We start from the raw sequence: 17,478 nt of genomic DNA, 5'->3' as shown, positions 1-17,478 counted from the left end.
ACTATCCTTTAAAGCTTCTTGATTGCCTGGATTTTTTTGTCCTTAGGGTCGATGTAGAGTTCATCCATTTCATTGGGATCGTTCTTTAGTTCCACATTCTCAACGAGTTTAAGTTTGCCACCAGTCACTTTGTACGCATCAAAACTTAGGTCAGAAGCGTAATATTCAAAATTTCCTGCCATTTCTTCACTAAAAGGAGCAAGGTGGTCAAAAACGATCATGTTTACGCTTTTGTCCATAGTAAGGGTCATTGAATTGAGCTTATTGTACTCGAAGATCATACGGTTGCTGCCCGGATTCTTCGGCTGTACGAAGATGGCTTTTCCAAAGCTGGGTTCGCCATTTTCAAATGATAATACTTCGATTACTTTTTTGGACGTTTTACCGTTGTTTCCCTTCCAGCCAAGTAAAGCGAAACAAGGTGATTTTCCAGTACTGCTCACTGGAACTATCTGATAGTAATAAGCACCATACCAGTTCTTATGAGTAGTGATGGCATTTGGATCTTTTAGTTGATCAGTAGTATCTATTAAAGGGAATAATTTTAGCTTTCCATCTTTACTGGCCATTTGTATGGCGCCGAAGTAACGATAGGTACCATCATCTACCGGAAGGTACCAGGTAAACAGGCGAAAAGATTTATCAGGCGCATTTAGAACAGACACTCTTTTTAAGGAATCAAAATTCTGGTTAAATGAACCTGGAGTTTTCAAGGCCTCCACCAATGTTTTTATAAAATGTGCATTAGCCGCAAAACGAGCTTGATTGTTTTGCGCATTTTCAGTTTCATCGCTGATGCGGATTAAAGAGTCCTGATACCTGGCCATTGCCGGAAGATTCGTGAGTGGAAAAGTATGCTGCGCATGAACCATCGTCATCGCGCAGCATAAAATCATCACCAACAGGAAAGGTTTTGATGAAGTCTTGAGCATTTAACTTAACTTTTCAATAACTATTGCGCTGGCACCGCCGCCGCCATTACAAATTCCTGCTACGCCTATTGTTCCGTTATTTTGGGCCAATACGGCTAATAAGGTAACTACGATTCTTGCCCCTGAAGCACCCAGTGGATGTCCAATGGCTACCGCACCACCATTTACGTTTACTTTTTCTGCATCTAATTCCAATAACTTGTTATTCGCTAAAGAAACGACAGAGAAGGCTTCATTGATTTCAAAATAATCTACGTCGCTAATATTTTTACCTGCTTTTTTTAAAGCCAATGGGATTGCTTTTGCCGGTGCCGTGGTGAACCACTCCGGTGCTTGTTGTGCATCAGCATAAGAAAGAATTTTTGCCAATGGTTTTAATCCAAGTTCTTTCGCCTTATCAGCACTCATCAGTACCAATGCAGCAGCACCGTCATTTAGGGTAGAAGCATTGGCTGCGGTTACCGTACCATCTTTCTTGAATACAGGTTTTAAGCCAGGAATTTTATCGAATTTAACAGCAAAAGGTTCTTCATCTTTCGAAATCAGGGTAACCTCGCCTTTACGGTCTTTTACAGGAACTGGGACAATTTCAGAATCGAATTTGCCTTCATTTTGTGCAGCCTGCGCTTTTTGATAAGAACTGATCGCAAAAGTATCCTGATCCTCACGACTAATCTCACACTCCGCTGCGCATAATTCAGCTGCAGAACCCATGTGGTAATCATTATATACGTCCCAAAGACCATCCTTTACCAATCCGTCAGTCAGCTGACCATGGCCTAAACGGTATCCGTTTCTTGCTTTATCTAAATAATAAGGAACATTACTCATGCTTTCCATACCGCCGGCAACGATGATGTCGTTTTCGCCAAGGGCGATGCTTTGTGCAGCCAGCATAATGGCTTTGGTTCCTGAAGCACATACTTTATTGATGGTGGTAGCAGGAAGGTCGGGTAAACCGGCAAGCTTTGCAGCTTGAGTAGCTGGTGCCTGTCCAATGTTTGCAGACAATACATTGCCCATATACACTTCCTGAACGTCAGCAGGGCTGATGCCTGCTTTTTCTACAGCAGCCTTAATGGCTATGCCTCCCAATTGTGGAGCTGAAAAACCTGATAGCGAACCACCAAAACTTCCAATCGGGGTTCTAACTGCAGATACTATAACTACTTCTCTCATTGATGTCTTTTAATTTTGGTTAGAAGCAAAGTTAAGTAATTAGTAGTATCTGCTGGTTAATTCCATCGTTTTTAACGAGGTTCATCTGTATCATTTTTGTTTATCCGTCGTTTTCTTTTCGATTTCACAGCTTCATTCAACAGGTATTCTATTTGCCCGTTTATGCTCCTGAATTCGTCAGTTGCCCAGCTCTCAATCTCTTTGAGTAGGACAGGGTTGATCCTCAGGGCAAAAGCTTTTTTATCTTTCTCAGACATGTCTTATGCGTATTAATTGTATAGGGTACCGGTGTTTACTACAGGTTGTACATTCCTGTCGCCACAAAGGACTACCAAAAGGTTGCTCACCATAGATGCTTTGCGCTCTTCGTCGAGTTCTACGATGTTTTTTTCAGAAAGTTGTTCTAAAGCCATTTCTACCATGCTTACCGCACCTTTTACGATTAGTTTTCTGGCTGCAATTATCGCGGTCGCTTGTTGGCGTTGTAACATCGCACTGGCAATTTCCTGTGCATAAGCCAAATGAGAAATTCTGGCTTCAATCACCTCAATTCCTGCTCTGGATAACCGCTCGCTCAATTCCGCTTCTAACAGAGAGCTTACTTTTTCTGCACCGTCTTTTAAGGTAATAGTTGCTTCTTCATCTTCAAAATTATCATAAGGGAAGATATTGGCCAGGTGCCTTACTGCCGCTTCACTTTGAATCGCTACATATTGCAGGTAATCTTCTACAGCAAACATCGCTTTTGCAGTTTCCTGGATTTGCCATACCACAACTGCGGCGATTTCAATTGGATTGCCAAGCTTGTCATTTACTTTGATCTGATGACCATTTAAATTTCTCGCTTTTAAAGACACTTTCTTTTTAACCGTTAATGGGTTTACCCAGAAGAAACCATCAGTTTTTACGGTGCCTACATACTTCCCGAAAAGGGTCAGTACCTTAGATTCGTTTGGATTGTTGATGATGAGTCCTGGTAAAACAAGAATGAAGTCTACAGCAAGGGCGATAGCGCCAATGGTAAACTGTTCAATGGCCAATGCATAGATTCCGCCGCCTAACAGCGCCAGGAATACTACAAATGTAAGATAGCCTGAGGGAGGGGTGATGATTTTTTCCTGATACATAATGATATTGATTTGATATCATAAATTAACGAATGATATTCCATATTAGCAAGGAGATTCTTTGTAAATCTTATCCTTCCGTAGGATTAGCTTGCCTAAAAGCCGATATGAGGAAAAATTGTATTATTTTTGAATAAAATCAATTTATACCATTTTGGCAAAAATCAAGAAGAATTCCCACAGGGTACTTTACCGTAAGTATTCATCAAATATCAAATATGTGATGATGGTACTGTCCGTATTGATCATAACGGTGTTTTTACCTAAACAACCCAGGTTCAGATATGAATTTGAAAAAGGGGAGATCTGGAAAAATAAAGACCTGGTTTCTCCATTCAGCTTTGCGATCTTAAAAACAACACCTCAGGTGGCGACAGATAAAAAAGACGCTTTAAGTAATGTGTTGCCAATCTATAAGATGAATACAGAGCTGATTCATAATATAGAAGAAGCTTATTCCAATGAATTTGATGTAAAATGGAAAACCAATGCCTTTCCGGAAGAGGAAAAGGCCGCTTATAAAAGTGCCTCCCTTAAACTGCTGGAATCGATTTACAATAGAGGCATCATTGCTATGAATGTGAAACATCAAAAAGGGAATAAATACTATGATTTTGCGCTGATGACTAATAACATCAGTAAAAACCTGAGTACCCAGGATGTTTTTACCGTACCCTCAGCCCTGGAATACTTTGAGAAAAACTTTACTTCAGTGAACCTGAAGATTAAAGAGATGATTATTGGCCTGGTGGAAGACCATTTGCAACCCAACATTCTTTTTGATGAGAAACTAACTACCATCGTACAGGAAAATACAGTCAACAGCCTTTCTACTACGCGTGGGATGGTACAGAAAGGGGAACTGATCATTGCAAAAGACAATGTGGTAGATGATGAAATCTATCAAAAGCTACTCTCTTTTAAAGAGGCATATGAGGCGCAGACGAAAACTATTGGTGATAGTAAGCTGGTTTACCTCGGACAAATTCTCCTCGTCGGTTTTATTGTTAGTTTGCTGATGTTCTTCTTAAAGTTGTTTAGGAAGGATATTTTTGCAGATAACCGTCAGCTGTCTTTATTATTATTAGTAATTACGACGATGCTGCTTTGTTTAACCTGGGCTATTAAACTGAACCTACCGAGTATCTATTACATACCCTTCTGTATTGTGCCGATCATCATCCGGATTTTGTTTGATACCCGTTTAGCGCTTTACCTGCATTTACTGGTGATTCTGATCGCTGGTTTCTTTGTACCTAACAGCTTTGAATTTGTCTTTTATCAGATAACCTCAGGAATGGTGGCGATATATAGTATCAGAAACTTGATCAAAAGAGAACAACTATTATTATCAGCTTTGTTTATATTATCTGCTTACTTTGTATCCTTCCTCGGAATTGGCTTGTTAAGAGAAGGCTCTTTCTCAGAGATAGAATGGCTCAACTTTGTACCTTTCATCATCAGTGTACTCTTATCATTGCTGGCTTACCCACTAATTTATGCATTTGAAAGGCTATTTGGCATCACTTCGGATGTGGCCTTGATAGAATTGACGAATACAAATAATAAACTACTGAGAGAGCTGGCCTTTAAAGCGCCGGGTACTTTCCAGCATTCTTTACAAGTGGCTAACCTCGCGGAAGCTGCGATCTTTAAAATAGGAGGGAACTCCTTATTGGTAAGAGCCGGTGCCTTGTATCATGATATTGGTAAAATTGAAAACCCACAATACTTTATAGAGAATCAAAACACGGCGCTCAGTCCGCACGATAAGCTGCCTTATGAGCAAAGCGCTCAGATCATCATTAAACATGTTCACAAGGGCATAGAGATTACCCGCAGACATCAATTGCCGGAAAGTGTGATCGATTTTATCAGAACGCACCATGGAAATACAAGGGTAGATTATTTTTATCAGTCCTTTTTAAAGAACTCACCAGAGAAATTTGTCGATGAAAACATCTTCCGTTACCCTGGACCGATCCCTTTTTCTAAAGAAACTGGGGTATTAATGCTGGCAGATTCGGTAGAAGCAGCCTCAAGAAGTCTTAAAAATCCAGACGCGCAAAGCATAAATGACCTGGTCGAAAGGATCATTAACTATAAATTAGAACAAAATCAGTTAGATAATTGCGATATTACTTTAAAAGATTTAGAAACTATAAAGTTGATATTCAAGACGATGCTGATGAGCATCTATCATGTGCGTATAGATTACCTACAAAATGTTTAATTTTTTTTTGGAACTACCAATCATCTTCCTATATTTGCAATCCCGAAAAACAGCAACGGTTTTTGTTTAAAGCGGGAAAGTTAATTGAAAGTATTGAAATGGAGAGGTGCCTGAGTGGCCGAAAGGAACAGTTTGCTAAACTGTCGTACTGGCAACGGTACCGCGGGTTCGAATCCCGCCCTCTCCGCATAATGTAAAGAAACGTTCGTTTGGTTTAACCAAAACGATTAGTGCCTTTAAAACCCCTCGAAAAGGGGAGAAAGATGATACCAGTTCGGGGTGTAGCGTAGCCCGGTATCGCGCCTGCTTTGGGAGCAGGAGGTCGTAGGTTCGAATCCTGCCACCCCGACACAAATTACTCGGAAGAGTTTTTTATAATGACCAGTAAAAAATTGATACCAGTTCGGGGTGTAGCGTAGCCCGGTATCGCGCCTGCTTTGGGAGCAGGAGGTCGTAGGTTCGAATCCTGCCACCCCGACACAAATTACTCGGAAGAGTTTTTTATAATGACCAGTAAAAAAAGAATGATACCAGTTCGGGGTGTAGCGTAGCCCGGTATCGCGCCTGCTTTGGGAGCAGGAGGTCGTAGGTTCGAATCCTGCCACCCCGACACAACAATACAAGCCTTTAGATCATAAGATTTAAAGGCTTTTTTGTTTTATTAACCTCTTATTCAAATGAACAAAAAAACGATTTCATTACTAGTCATCTTATTGGGTGCCCTGTTTAATTGTTATGCTCAGGAAGGTACCAAGAAATTTAAACTGCTTGTACCTAAACAAAAAATAGCGCAGAGCAATTATAACAGTATCAGATTTATAGATTCCAGATCAGATACCTCGGTAATGGGAATGGGCTTTGTGCAAACAGGTATGCTCAATGGAAGGACCGCAGTTGTTGCAGAGCCTGCACTTTCTACGCAGTTGGGTGATGTCCTTATTGCTTTAACGGATTCCAATGCAGTCAAAAAAGAATTGCTTTTTCAATTGAGAGAACTGCGCTTTTCTGAATTAACTAAAACCACGAGCGAGAGAGGGACCTTTTCTTTTAGAGCTTCATTATATGCAGTTGAAAATGATGATTATAGGTGTATTGCCAGGATCGATACAATCAGTTCTTTGAAGTCTGGTATTGATGTGACCAATCCCTTGTTAAAGAAGACCAGCAGTGTTATAATCGATTTTCTATCTGCTAATCTCTCTGTTAAGCCTTCAGATCCCTTAATATATAAAATGTCTGATATCGTCAAAATAGATAGTCTGGAGAAACGAAGTCTAAAGCTATATAATACTTCAAGTTTTGTACCTGGATTGTACACTACCTATCAATCTTTTGTTAAGCAATCTCCCGATACCCAAATTTCAGTAAAAGAGAAGGATGGGAGTATTGATGAAGTTCATTCTGTAAGCTCAGATGGTAAACCAGAAAAGATCAAATTAAGAGATGTCTATGCCGTTGTTTATAATGGAAAGCCATATGTGGCTACTGAGTATGGCTATTACCCCTTAGAGAAAAGAAATGATGATTTCTTCTATACCGGAAAGTTAAAAGTAACTTCCAGTGCTGCAAATGTATTGGCAGCGAGTATGTTTGGTCTTTTAGGAGCTTTTTTGGTTGGTGATTCTAATTCGGTATACGAAATGAAAATGGACCATGTTAATGGTAATTTAATTCCTGTTAAACTCATCGAAAAGTAATTCATATAGTTATATCGTTGGCTCAATATCTTGCGTCCGACATAAATTAAAAGCCTTTAGGTCAAGATCTAAAGGCTTTTTTTTGTTAAACTTCTTTCTCTACTGAGGTTAATTCAAAATAATCCAGAATTCCTTCCGGGAACAATAAACTGATCATGATTTATTTCATTCCCCCAAGGGTTCCTCTTGATCTATTTTTTTGTCATAAACGCCTTGTTAATCCTTTTTTATGTAACAAAATAATAATGATTTAATAAATTCAATAAAAAAAGTCATTAAATTTTTATTATTATAATTTTTATCTATAAGTTTAGGAAATAATGTCTTAAATATCAAATATTGAAATTAAATTATCTATTATAAATACCTTATTTTAATTAAATCATACAAGTAAATAGTTGTATTTGTTTTTATTAAAATAATGTAATTAATTTCTTTAATTGAGAATGCAGTAGGATTGTTGTGTAGTCTTTTAAAAATTCCATCATAACAAATAAAAAATCACCCAAAACCAAAAATCAACACTATGAAAAAGAATTACGTGTTACTAACCGTAGTTGCCTTAACAGGCTTAACCGTTTTACACTCCTGTAAAAAAGAGAAATCCGCAACTGAAGTATTAAAAGAAGACTTTGTAAGCCCAAAAGGCTATGTCTCACAGTTCAAAGGAATGAAAAGACTTCCTAATGAGACCATAAAGATCAATGTATCAGATCCGGCAACACTTAAAAATCTTGCCGGCCTCCATAAAAAAAACACCCTGGAGGTAGAAAGCCAAACTGGAAACACATTGTTTATGCGTTCTACAGAGATTCCGGCAATAAATAATAGCGTCAGACAAGTCATTTATTTAGGTGCGATTGTTAAAGCTACAGATCTTGGCGATATTACAAAGATTGTTCCTGTCCTAACCACCACTGCAGAACGAAATCCAATTACAATATATGCAGATTTCCCAACTGACAGTATTTCAAGAGTCATTAAAAGTCCTAGTCCAAACTCAGATAAATCTTACATCCGCGCAGCACTGAAAGCAGGAAGTGGTAAACAACTATCGTCTTTCCGTTTTCAAATGGAAAGTTTTAAAAAGAATGAAGAGTTGAAACTAGCCTTCCGTGCAAACGTAAATATTGGGGGTCTTTTAAATATAACTGCTTTAGATTCTTCTAAATTCAGCCAGAAGAAAACGAGTGTCAGAGTTGAATTTACACAAGAGAACTTCGCAGTGAATATTGAACCGCCTATTGAACAACCATTTCTTAAAGATCCTATAAATAAAAACAAATTTGGCGATAACGATCCACTGATTGTTAGCTCCATTGTTTATGGAAGAAAAGGAATTATGACTATTGAGTCCGATTCTTCTTATTCAAGTGTAACACAAATGCTCAATATCGTTTTGAAAGCGCCAATATCTAAGCTGGTTGAAGCAGCGGATAAGGTGGCCGGAAATGACACCGCCTCATTGGGAGTTACCCTTGGCATGACAAAGGAGCAAATAAAGACACTTCAAACTTCCGTTATGAAGGTTTATATCATCGGTGTTAACGGAGACCAGATATTTAAGGTGGTACAAGGACTTACAGGATTCACCGATATATTAGCAGGCGGTGGAATATTCTCACCAGAATCTCCTGGCGTTCCATTGTACTATACCCTGAATTACCTAAGTGATTTTGCCCCTTATTGGAACAAGTTCCAGGTAACCGTTACAAAATAACATGAAGAAGTTTATTTATTGCGCAGCAATCTTGCTAAGCATCTTTAACTTCTCCTGCCAGAAAGACAAGTATACATCCCCCTCCTTAGATCAGGAGGGGGATCAAAAAAGCAATCTTTTAGCAACTAAGTATAAAGACCTGAAGATTGAACTTGTTGATCCAATTGTAATCATGAGTGGAAGGAGCATGCAAGAACTCTTAAATGCCAGAAAGCAAAATGGTGCCACCCTAATTAATCAATACCCCTCCTCAGAGGGATTGGTGAGAGAATTTGAATCCACTGAAATGATAGTTACCCCTGATAATGAGACTTACATTTATCCAGGCTCTATTATCAAAAGTGCTTCTATACCGAGTGATGATTTTGCGCCATTAATTGGCTATAAAAAGTTACCTATCGATGTTTCGACTACTTTCATTTCAGATAAATCGTTTGGTCGGATATTATCCCCATCCCTTTCACAAACTAGGGTATTTCTAAGAGATGCCTTGATGGACCCCTCTTTTTCAGGGAATCAACTGGAAGAATTCAGTACAGAATCCTACCTTTTCAACTCCTACAAAGAAACTAAGGTGGCCTTTGGATATAATATGAATGAGAAAAGGTTGTTTTCATCAACGAATACCTCGATGAGTTCATCTAGCTCAAAGATTACCAGTAAAACAGGTCTGATACTCACCTATCTGGTGAAAAACTTTACCATGAGTACTCCTAACCCACAGGTAGGCGAAATGGTAGACTATGTGAATACTCCTGCAAGTGTTTTTCAAGGAACATCCCCAGTTTATGTCAATTCAGTCACCTATGGTCGTTTTGGTTTTTTAATGGTTGAATCGGAATCAGATAGCGCTGTTGTACACAGGACCTGGAAGAAAGTCGTGAAAAAGCTTTTCCAAAAATCAACAGATACTTTTAGCTCCGATGAGCTGAAAGTATTCAATTCATGTAAGGTTACCGTATACCTGCTGGGAAGTTCTGTAGGCACGGTTACTGATCTGATTACCAATCCTGGAAGCTATGAAGCCTTAGCAGGATTCTTCTCCGACAATCTAGGGGTATTTACGGCATCTGATCCTGGTGTACCAATTCAGTTTAGTGCGAAATATCTGTCAAACAACACGCCATACAAGTCTACTTTCAGAATTGTAAAATAGCAATTACCTCAGTGAAAATTATCAAAGAAAACAAACAAGATCATCTGGAAGTAAGAACCGATCATAAGGCTAATCCTAGCCTTATGATCGGTTTGATTCTTTTTGCATTCTGCCTTTCAGCCTGCAAAAAATCTCCGGATCCAGAGAACGATAACAATCCCATTACGGAAAGAAAAGACAAAATTAACAGTAACCTGGACTCCATATTTCAGTATGCTCAGCAGATCTATTTGTGGAATGAACAATTACCTGCAAAAACAACCTTTAATCCTTCCAGATTCTTTAATGCCGGAGCAAATAGTGAGATCGCCATTTATAAAGATGAAATTATGGCAATCAGTAAGTTCGCCATTAATCCACTTAACAACAACCCATTTGAGTACAATGCCTTGAATTTAATAAAGCCAAAATACTCTTCCATCATTGAAATGAATGCCAGCCCTTCAACAGATACCAATATCAATACCTCGGATAATGATTATGGGATTGCATTTGTGGGTACAGCAAATAATGAAGTTAGGCTATTGTATGTTGATGCTAATTCGGCGGCAGGCCTTTTAAAGCTCCACAGGGGGCTAAAAGTAATGGCGATCAATGGCAAAACTGCGACCACCACACCTGATTATTATAGTTTTATCTCGGCTGCATTAAAGGAGCAGAACATGACGATAACCATAGAGGAACTAACCAATGGGCAGCCGAATTCTAAAACAGTACAGTTGAGTAAAAGACCTTACCGTAAGAATCCGGTCTTAGCCTACAAAATCATTAAGGAAGGACTGAAAAAGATTGGTTATATCGCCTATAACAGCTTTACCTATGAAGAAGACTCCAGGAGATATTTAGATCCCATCTTCAGTATGTTCTCTACAGAAGGTATTTCGGAGCTGGTTGTTGATTTACGCTATAATGGAGGTGGTTATCAAAGTACGGCAATATATCTGGCGAATAAGATAGCCCCAGCCTCAACCAATGGAAAGCTTATGTTTACCGAATTTTATAATAAAATGATGCAGGATGGTAAAGCAGATTTGCTTAAAAACCAACCCTTGCTGGATGGCGACGACCAGCCAATTTATATTGATGGCAGGATCGCCACATTAATGGATATTGATTATAGTCCTGCAGGGAACAGCTTTCTTTTTGAACAACAGCTGGGACCCTCAATTGAAGTCAGGAAAGTCAGCTTTATTGTAAGTAATAAAACCGCCTCTTCCAGTGAACTCCTGATCAATGTTCTAAAACCTTATATGGAACTGAAAATTATTGGTGTATCAACTGATGGAGCCACAAATGTTAAAACTTATGGGAAACCTGTAGGCTTTTTTGACATCAGGATTGATCGGTATAAAATGTACCTGGCCATGTATCAGGACAAGAATGCCCATGGTGAGGGCGACTTCTTTGATGGCCTGCCTGCAGACCTCTCTACCGAAGATGAAGTTAGTGTTGATTTCGGCGAAAAGAACGATCCTGCTATATCAGCTATTTTAGGGAACTCAAATACATTGGCCTCAAGAAAGGAGAATTCGGTCGCTAAATCTAGTCAGATTCGCTCCGGAAGCAGTTCTTCTAATAGGTTAACCTCAAAAACTTATCTGTTACCCGAGGCAGACGTTAGCGGTATGATCAAAACAGCTAAACAGTTTAAATTAAAAACAAAAAACATAACAGATGAACGTCAGCAAAAAAAACAGCTATAAACTACCAGCCGTTATCGCTGGTTTAATGATGATTTCGGGATTAAATTCCTGTACAAAGGACCATTCTTTGGATACTGTTGTGCAGGAGGAAAAGGCTCCCAAAGGTTATATTTCACAATTTAAAGGAGCCAAAAGGGCAGCAAACCCCTTCATAGAGGTGACAGTATCCGATGCTAAAGTTCTGGATAACCTGCTGCAAAGTAGGAAACAAAATACAGTAGAAATATTAAGAGATAGCGTATGGACTGGCGGAAAAACACTTTTTCTGAGGTCTACAGATATTCCTGCAATTAATCCTGAGATTAGAAAATCCATCTATTTAGGAGCGATTATCAAAGGAGAAGTAATTACTGATGTATCCGCCATTAAACCGTTACTATTGCCCTCATCGGAGCGTAATCCAATTACAATGTATGCGACTTTTATTACAGACAGTACTTCAAGAGAAGTGGCCAAACCAAGTCCTGAAGCAGACAGGTCTTACCTACGGGATGCATTGAAGGCCGGAAGTGGTAAGCAATTGTCTGCATTCCGCTTTAATATGGAGTCATTTTCAAGAACCAATGAGCTGAGGTTGTCTTTTGGTGCCAATGTAAATATCGGTGGAATTTTGGGAATAACGACTACAGAGACTTCCTTGTTCAGTGCGAAAAAAACAAGCGTAAGAGTCGAATTCACGCAAGAGAATTATTCCATTAACATTGAACCTCCTCTTGGTTTGCCTTTTATAAAAAATATGACAGATAAAACCAAGTTTGGGCTACTTGATCCTATGATCGTTTCCTCGATTACCTATGGAAGAAAAGGTATCATGACCTTTGAATCCGATTCAAACTATGAAGAGGTCGTAAAAACACTCAATATTATCCTGAAGCTCCCTATTCCTAAACTGGTATCAGAAGGTGGTAAGCCGTTGATCTCGGCGGAAATTGGCTTATCAAAGGAACAAATGAGTCTGCTTGAGAATTCGATCATGAAAGTTTATGTCATAGGTGTTAATGGCAAAGACGTATTTAAAATTGTCAAAGGCCTGGAAGGATTTATGGAAATCCTTGCTACTGGTCAGGAATTCTCTCCGGAAACACCTGGAGTGCCGCTCTTCTACACTTTACATTATGTCAGTGATTTTAGCAACTACTGGAATAACTTCAAAGTGAATATTGCCAATTAGCGATAATAGTAAAGTGACATCATCAGAAAATATTCAAAAATATAACAGCAACACGTTTAAATTCAAAATATACATTTAGCATAAATGAATACCCTTATAAAAAATATAAATATGAAGACGGCAGGATTCTTAATTCTTCTTTCTTTAACCATCATTACCGGCTGTCGTAAATCGGAAATTATGAATGCTGCCACCAACAATGGGAAAGATTGGATGAAGGATCTAAAAGAATTGGAGATTCCCTCTTTTACAATTAAAGACCAATACAAGGATATCAGCAGACTGGCCGAGGCATTGTCCAAAAGAAAATTAAACACAGACGGAACGGTGCCAAACCCTAATACTTCGATGGCTTCCTTTCCCACAGACCGTTGGACGATATTAGATGGCCTAAATGATTTTAAATTTCGTGCCATGGAACAATTCCAATCAAATGTATTTGTGATCTCCCCTGAAATGGGTTTGAGCATATATCCTGGTGCAATTCTGGATGCAAAGAGTATAACTGCAGAGAACTTTGCCCCTAGACCTCTGGTAGGGATTGAGGCCTATATGCGCCCGGCAAGTATGTCGACCAACTTACCTGTAGGATCTGGAAAAGTCACCAAAACTACCATTCTGAAACCATCCAGTGGTAGAGCATTTGTTAATGCGGCGCTAAAAGACCTTTCGCAGCTTAGTCCCGGGAAGATAGCTCCTGCAAGGTTTCAAGCCGAAATGAGTTCTTTCAATACCTATGATAAACTCAAAATGTTATACGGCTATAATAAAAAATTAGACCTATGGGCATTTGATAAAAGCACTGTAAAAGATGTTGATATGCAGGTTGCTAGAAGAAAATCGGGTATCATTATTAAATTTTTTATGGAGAATTTTTCTATAGATGTAGATGTTCCTGATGATCAGCAACTGTTCGACAGTACAGGTATGGATAAATCACTCTTTATGGGAGCGAGTCCAATGTATGTAAGTAGCGTCACTTATGGTAGAATGGGCATCATGACTATAGAATCTGAATCTGATGTCAGTGTTTTACAAAGTGCCATCCAAAAAAAGTTCAACATATTAAAAGGTGTGGTTAGTGGGGGTAATAACCTGACCCAGCAAGAAATACAGGCAATGGATGCATCCATCATCAGATATGCACTTACAGGGCCGCAAGGAAGCTCAGCACCCATCACCATATCGGGGATAGCCGCTTTTGAACAAATACTTAGTGAAAATTCCAGCTTTACTGCAGAGACTCCAGGAGTGCCGATTAGCTTTAGATTGAGACAATTGTCGAGCCACACGAATGTTCCGGCACTTTTTGAAATTAATTATGGTGAACTCGATAAGCCTTTTGCCAGAATTGAATACAGAGACGTAAAAGCTGAATATAAAGGTAAACAGGGCGTACATTCTAATGTCACCAATTGGAGGGCAAATATTTTTATCGCCTGTTATCGAACAGAAGCATGTTTAGATAGGGATCGAATCCAGCCACTAAACTTCATTACTTTTGATTACACCAGGAGAGAGACTGGAAAAAACAACTATGATGCCAATGGAAATATAACACCTGGAATTTATAATGTAATCACCTCAGATGAGATGAATAAAGAGACGATACGTAATACCAAAGGAAGCAATATACTGCTCTTCACATACTCTAATGGTATACCTCCAAGTTTTCCTAATACAACAGTGCAATACGCTCAGCAGCGTGAAGGACTGTATGGTAAAAATGATGATTTTCTATTTTTAATATATTCTGGTTACACTTTATTATCTGGAAAAGGCTACAAGGCTTTACCAACACTGAAACCTGTAGATGATATATTATATAACGGAGCACAATATTAAAACGGCTTCATTTCCAGGAAAAAAAATGTACTGAAAAAGAGGTTGCATCATTGATGAAAAAATGATGCAACCTCTTTTTTGTGTTCAGTCTCTATAGATTGAAAATATAGTTTACCTGAAAGAATCGACCTAAAAGCTGGTAGCTGGTATTTGCACTGGTATAGGCAGACAAATAATTTGTTTTATAAGATTTTATATTAGTAAGGTTAATCGCTGAAAACCGGAGCTCCTGCCTTGTTTTCGCAAATTTCCAACTCAAATCGGCATCTATAAACAAATACTTTGAAGCATTACTATTGGTGCTTTTGTAATACTGATGCTCCGCATTCATTTTAAAAACCAGCGTTTTTACTGGCAGGAGTACCAACTCCATTTTCTGATTTATAAAATTAGTATGTTGTGCCCTCGATTTAGTAGCCCTTGTTTTGGAACTCGTTGGAATATAAGAAGCATTGTATCTCAAATAAATTTGATCACTGAATTTTGTATCTGTACCGCCTCCAAATGTATAGACTGTGGTCTTAAATGGCAATAGCTGTGTATTTAGAACCTGGTTAGTGTAAAGCTGTTGCAAAGCAAAATTGGCCTTAACCGTTGTCCTCAGCTCGTAAATATATTTATTCGTATTTCCAATGAACAATAAATTTCTGTTATAGTTAACCAAAGGCAGCTGTAAAGTCGTTTGATTGAAATCATTAAAACTGATCCGGTTAATAGCATTGTTTTCCTTGATGCTATATAAGCCAAATACATTAAAAGAGAAAAGGCTGATGCTCTTACTGAAGTTATAGCCAGCTGAAAAATTATGCGTATTCGATTGGGACAAAAATTCAGGATTGTAAACATTCAGCGTTCTGTAATTTAACAATATATAACCCTGATATTGATTAGCCGCATCACCGAAATTATTTTTATACTGATACTGGACGCTGACCTTATTTTCTTTTCCCTGATTAAATTTAAAGGAGAGCTTAGGTTCAAAAATAAGCTTATTCTGTTGCTGTCTACTTCCATAAAGGTCATCTCCATAATTAAAGTTATTGTAGTTCAGTGGCAGCGCCAATAATATCCTTAATTTTTCATCAATGTAACTAAATGATGGCTGGAATTGGAGCCTATGGTATTTCCATCTCAAATGATTACCAAGTTGATCAGTATACTGATCATTTATAGCCGAATTAATTTCTTTCTCATCATAAGTATGAGCGATTTTATACTCCTGAAAAATTCTGCGACTGGAGACTTTTAAAGCTACACTATGGTTCGTAAATAGTTGAGGCATGTTGACCTGCTGTGTTTCATATCCATTAAAAACAGGGGGACTTAAATTTAAATTTTGATGGTTATTTGATTTACTGATGAAAGAGGAAAACTCTAATACCTGGTTGCTCTGAATGGCTCTAATGTATTTTGCTTCATTGTAAAACTCATAAGGCTTTGTTTTCAATAGTTGATTTACCGGCTTAGAATTAATCCTAACCGAAGCCTGAACAGCTGATCTTTCATTTTTAAAAACCAGGGTATTATTAAAGTAATCACTCTTTTTATTAATGGTTAAATCCGCCCTGAATTCCAATTTTTGTGGCTGATACCTTTGACTTTGTTCTTCAAAAAAACGTATGGTATCCGCTAAAACTATTTGCTGCGTTAATCTGGAGAAGCTAATGCGTTGTGTGTCCTTAAAGTAATGCCCCGAAAGCTTTAACTGAACATCATTCTTTAGCTTAAATAGCTGATTGCTGCTGCTAAGGAAAGCGCGATTAAATAAGTATTTATTTTGATTAAGATTAGGTGCAGAAATCGTATTCAAATCAATCAGGGCATCATTTACATTCCGACTTAATTCATTATTCTTCTCTGTAAAGTTATGCCCGGTAATTTCTCTAGCTAAATCATAACCATCGCTATTGTACTTTAGAATATTTAAGGTCTTATACCCCCTTTTTAGACTCATTAAATTCATTTCTTCTTTGAAATGATCATTTGTTCCAAGGCCCAAATTTGCAAGACCTGTGACCTTAATTCTCGCTTTTGGATTAAGAACGATATTTAAAGAAACATTATCACTGGCTGAGAATTTATGAAGCGCCTTTATCGGCTGATGGTTTTCAAAAACCTGCAAAGTATCAACCATCCCGGAAGGAATGGTTTTGGTACCCAAAGTATACTTATCGTCTAGTAAATTATCTCCATCAATAAAAAAACTGGTGATGGATTTCCCGTTATAACTGATTTTACCGAGGTCAGAAATTTCGATTCCTGGTATTTTTCTTAAAACATCTTCTACAGATCGATCTTGTGGAGTTTTATAAAAGGAAAAATCAAAGTTTGTGGTGTCTCCACGTTTTTGGATAGGGGCAGGCTTACTTTTGATTAAAACTTCATTTAGAATATGTAGTGATAATTTTAGCAGCACATCATATTGTTTTTGACTTTCCGTTATTGGTAGTGTCTTCTTTTCAAAACCCACAGCGGTAAATTGTAACTGTGTATACTTTGAACTCGTTGTGACTTGTTGCTTAAATGCATATTGTCCATCCTTATTACTTTGAGTATACCTGATGATTACACCCTTCTCTAATAAAGCTACATTAGCAAAAGCGATAGGATTGCGCAATGAATCCGCTATTTTTCCATGAATAAAGTCCTGCGAAAAGACCATATTCATGAAGAAAAGACTAAACATCAATAAGAAAAGACTCTTTTTCAAAAACA

At 38.2% G+C, this 17,478-nt stretch carries 12 protein-coding genes and 4 tRNA genes; 11 read left to right on the top strand and 5 right to left on the bottom strand.

Annotated features, from left to right (window positions below):
* Nucleotides 1-8: 8 nt before the first annotated feature.
* From R2S10_RS07975 to R2S10_RS07960, 4 genes are all read right to left on the bottom strand, one after another.
* Nucleotides 9-932 (bottom strand): hypothetical protein, encoded by a 924-nt coding sequence (locus R2S10_RS07975; protein ID WP_316839925.1) that lies wholly within the window; start codon nt 930-932, stop codon nt 9-11.
* Complete coding sequence (locus R2S10_RS07970; protein ID WP_316839924.1) at nt 933-2,111, bottom strand: acetyl-CoA C-acyltransferase; 1,179 nt, start codon at nt 2,109-2,111, stop codon at nt 933-935.
* 71 nt (nt 2,112-2,182) lie between these two features.
* Entirely contained in the window at nt 2,183-2,368 is a 186-nt protein-coding gene (locus R2S10_RS07965; RefSeq protein WP_316839923.1) for an Arc family DNA binding domain-containing protein, read from the bottom strand.
* Between the two features lie 12 nt (nt 2,369-2,380).
* Nucleotides 2,381-3,238, bottom strand: a complete 858-nt coding sequence (locus tag R2S10_RS07960; RefSeq protein WP_316839922.1) for an SPFH domain-containing protein — start codon at nt 3,236-3,238, stop codon at nt 2,381-2,383.
* Nucleotides 3,239-3,392: 154 nt separating this feature from the next.
* Here R2S10_RS07960 and R2S10_RS07955 point away from each other — a divergent pair, with 154 nt between their 5' ends.
* The 11 genes from R2S10_RS07955 (at nt 3,393) to R2S10_RS07905 (ending at nt 14,763) form a co-directional block, all read left to right on the top strand.
* The gene (locus R2S10_RS07955) at nt 3,393-5,471 is read left to right on the top strand and encodes an HDIG domain-containing metalloprotein (RefSeq protein ID WP_316839921.1); all 2,079 of its coding nucleotides are present in this window, start codon (nt 3,393-3,395) and stop codon (nt 5,469-5,471) included.
* 100 nt (nt 5,472-5,571) lie between these two features.
* Nucleotides 5,572-5,658: transfer RNA gene (locus R2S10_RS07950), tRNA-Ser, on the top strand.
* An 88-nt stretch (nt 5,659-5,746) separates the two neighbouring features.
* Nucleotides 5,747-5,820 (top strand) — tRNA-Pro (locus tag R2S10_RS07945).
* Between the two features lie 55 nt (nt 5,821-5,875).
* Nucleotides 5,876-5,949: transfer RNA gene (locus tag R2S10_RS07940), tRNA-Pro, on the top strand.
* A gap of 58 nt (nt 5,950-6,007) precedes the next feature.
* Nucleotides 6,008-6,081 (top strand) — tRNA-Pro (locus tag R2S10_RS07935).
* 67 nt (nt 6,082-6,148) lie between these two features.
* Nucleotides 6,149-7,168 (top strand): hypothetical protein, encoded by a 1,020-nt coding sequence (locus tag R2S10_RS07930; protein WP_316839920.1) that lies wholly within the window; start codon nt 6,149-6,151, stop codon nt 7,166-7,168.
* A 526-nt stretch (nt 7,169-7,694) separates the two neighbouring features.
* Nucleotides 7,695-8,888, top strand: coding sequence for a thiol-activated cytolysin family protein (locus R2S10_RS07925; RefSeq protein ID WP_316839919.1), 1,194 nt, complete (start codon nt 7,695-7,697; stop codon nt 8,886-8,888).
* Nucleotide 8,889: 1 nt separating this feature from the next.
* Nucleotides 8,890-10,044 carry a thiol-activated cytolysin family protein gene (locus R2S10_RS07920; RefSeq protein ID WP_316839918.1) on the top strand — a complete coding sequence of 385 codons (1,155 nt, stop codon included), beginning with the start codon at nt 8,890-8,892 and terminating at the stop codon, nt 10,042-10,044.
* Nucleotides 10,045-10,055: 11 nt separating this feature from the next.
* Nucleotides 10,056-11,747, top strand: coding sequence for a S41 family peptidase (locus R2S10_RS07915; protein ID WP_316839917.1), 1,692 nt, complete (start codon nt 10,056-10,058; stop codon nt 11,745-11,747).
* Nucleotides 11,719-12,918 (top strand): thiol-activated cytolysin family protein, encoded by a 1,200-nt coding sequence (locus tag R2S10_RS07910; protein ID WP_316839916.1) that lies wholly within the window; start codon nt 11,719-11,721, stop codon nt 12,916-12,918. Before R2S10_RS07915 ends, R2S10_RS07910 begins: the two co-directional genes overlap by 29 nt.
* A 111-nt stretch (nt 12,919-13,029) precedes the next feature.
* A complete protein-coding gene (locus R2S10_RS07905; RefSeq protein WP_316839915.1) occupies nt 13,030-14,763 on the top strand; it encodes a thiol-activated cytolysin family protein in 1,734 nt (577 codons plus the stop codon).
* 91 nt (nt 14,764-14,854) lie between these two features.
* On the opposite strand, the gene R2S10_RS07900 is transcribed toward R2S10_RS07905, so the two are convergent.
* Nucleotides 14,855-17,473, bottom strand: coding sequence for a carboxypeptidase-like regulatory domain-containing protein (locus tag R2S10_RS07900; RefSeq protein WP_316839914.1), 2,619 nt, complete (start codon nt 17,471-17,473; stop codon nt 14,855-14,857).
* Between the last annotated feature and the right edge of the window lie 5 nt (nt 17,474-17,478).

Origin of the sequence: Pedobacter gandavensis, assembly GCF_032678745.1 — a bacterium.
Lineage (GTDB): Bacteria > Bacteroidota > Bacteroidia > Sphingobacteriales > Sphingobacteriaceae > Pedobacter > Pedobacter gandavensis_C.
The sequence above is the reverse complement of the archived record's forward strand: the minus strand, read 5'-3'. Positions and strand labels throughout refer to the sequence as shown.

Excerpts from the sequence above, each read along its gene's own strand:
- R2S10_RS07975 (WP_316839925.1), bottom strand. The coding sequence starts at position 932 with ATGCTCAAGACTTCATCAAAACCTTTCCTGTTGGTGATGATTTTATGC.
- R2S10_RS07970 (WP_316839924.1), bottom strand. The coding sequence starts at position 2,111 with ATGAGAGAAGTAGTTATAGTATCTGCAGTTAGAACCCCGATTGGAAGT.
- R2S10_RS07965 (WP_316839923.1), bottom strand. The coding sequence starts at position 2,368 with ATGTCTGAGAAAGATAAAAAAGCTTTTGCCCTGAGGATCAACCCTGTC.
- R2S10_RS07960 (WP_316839922.1), bottom strand. The coding sequence starts at position 3,238 with ATGTATCAGGAAAAAATCATCACCCCTCCCTCAGGCTATCTTACATTT.
- R2S10_RS07930 (WP_316839920.1), top strand. The coding sequence starts at position 6,149 with ATGAACAAAAAAACGATTTCATTACTAGTCATCTTATTGGGTGCCCTG.
- R2S10_RS07925 (WP_316839919.1), top strand. The coding sequence starts at position 7,695 with ATGAAAAAGAATTACGTGTTACTAACCGTAGTTGCCTTAACAGGCTTA.
- R2S10_RS07920 (WP_316839918.1), top strand. The coding sequence starts at position 8,890 with ATGAAGAAGTTTATTTATTGCGCAGCAATCTTGCTAAGCATCTTTAAC.
- R2S10_RS07910 (WP_316839916.1), top strand. The coding sequence starts at position 11,719 with ATGAACGTCAGCAAAAAAAACAGCTATAAACTACCAGCCGTTATCGCT.
- R2S10_RS07905 (WP_316839915.1), top strand. The coding sequence starts at position 13,030 with ATGAAGACGGCAGGATTCTTAATTCTTCTTTCTTTAACCATCATTACC.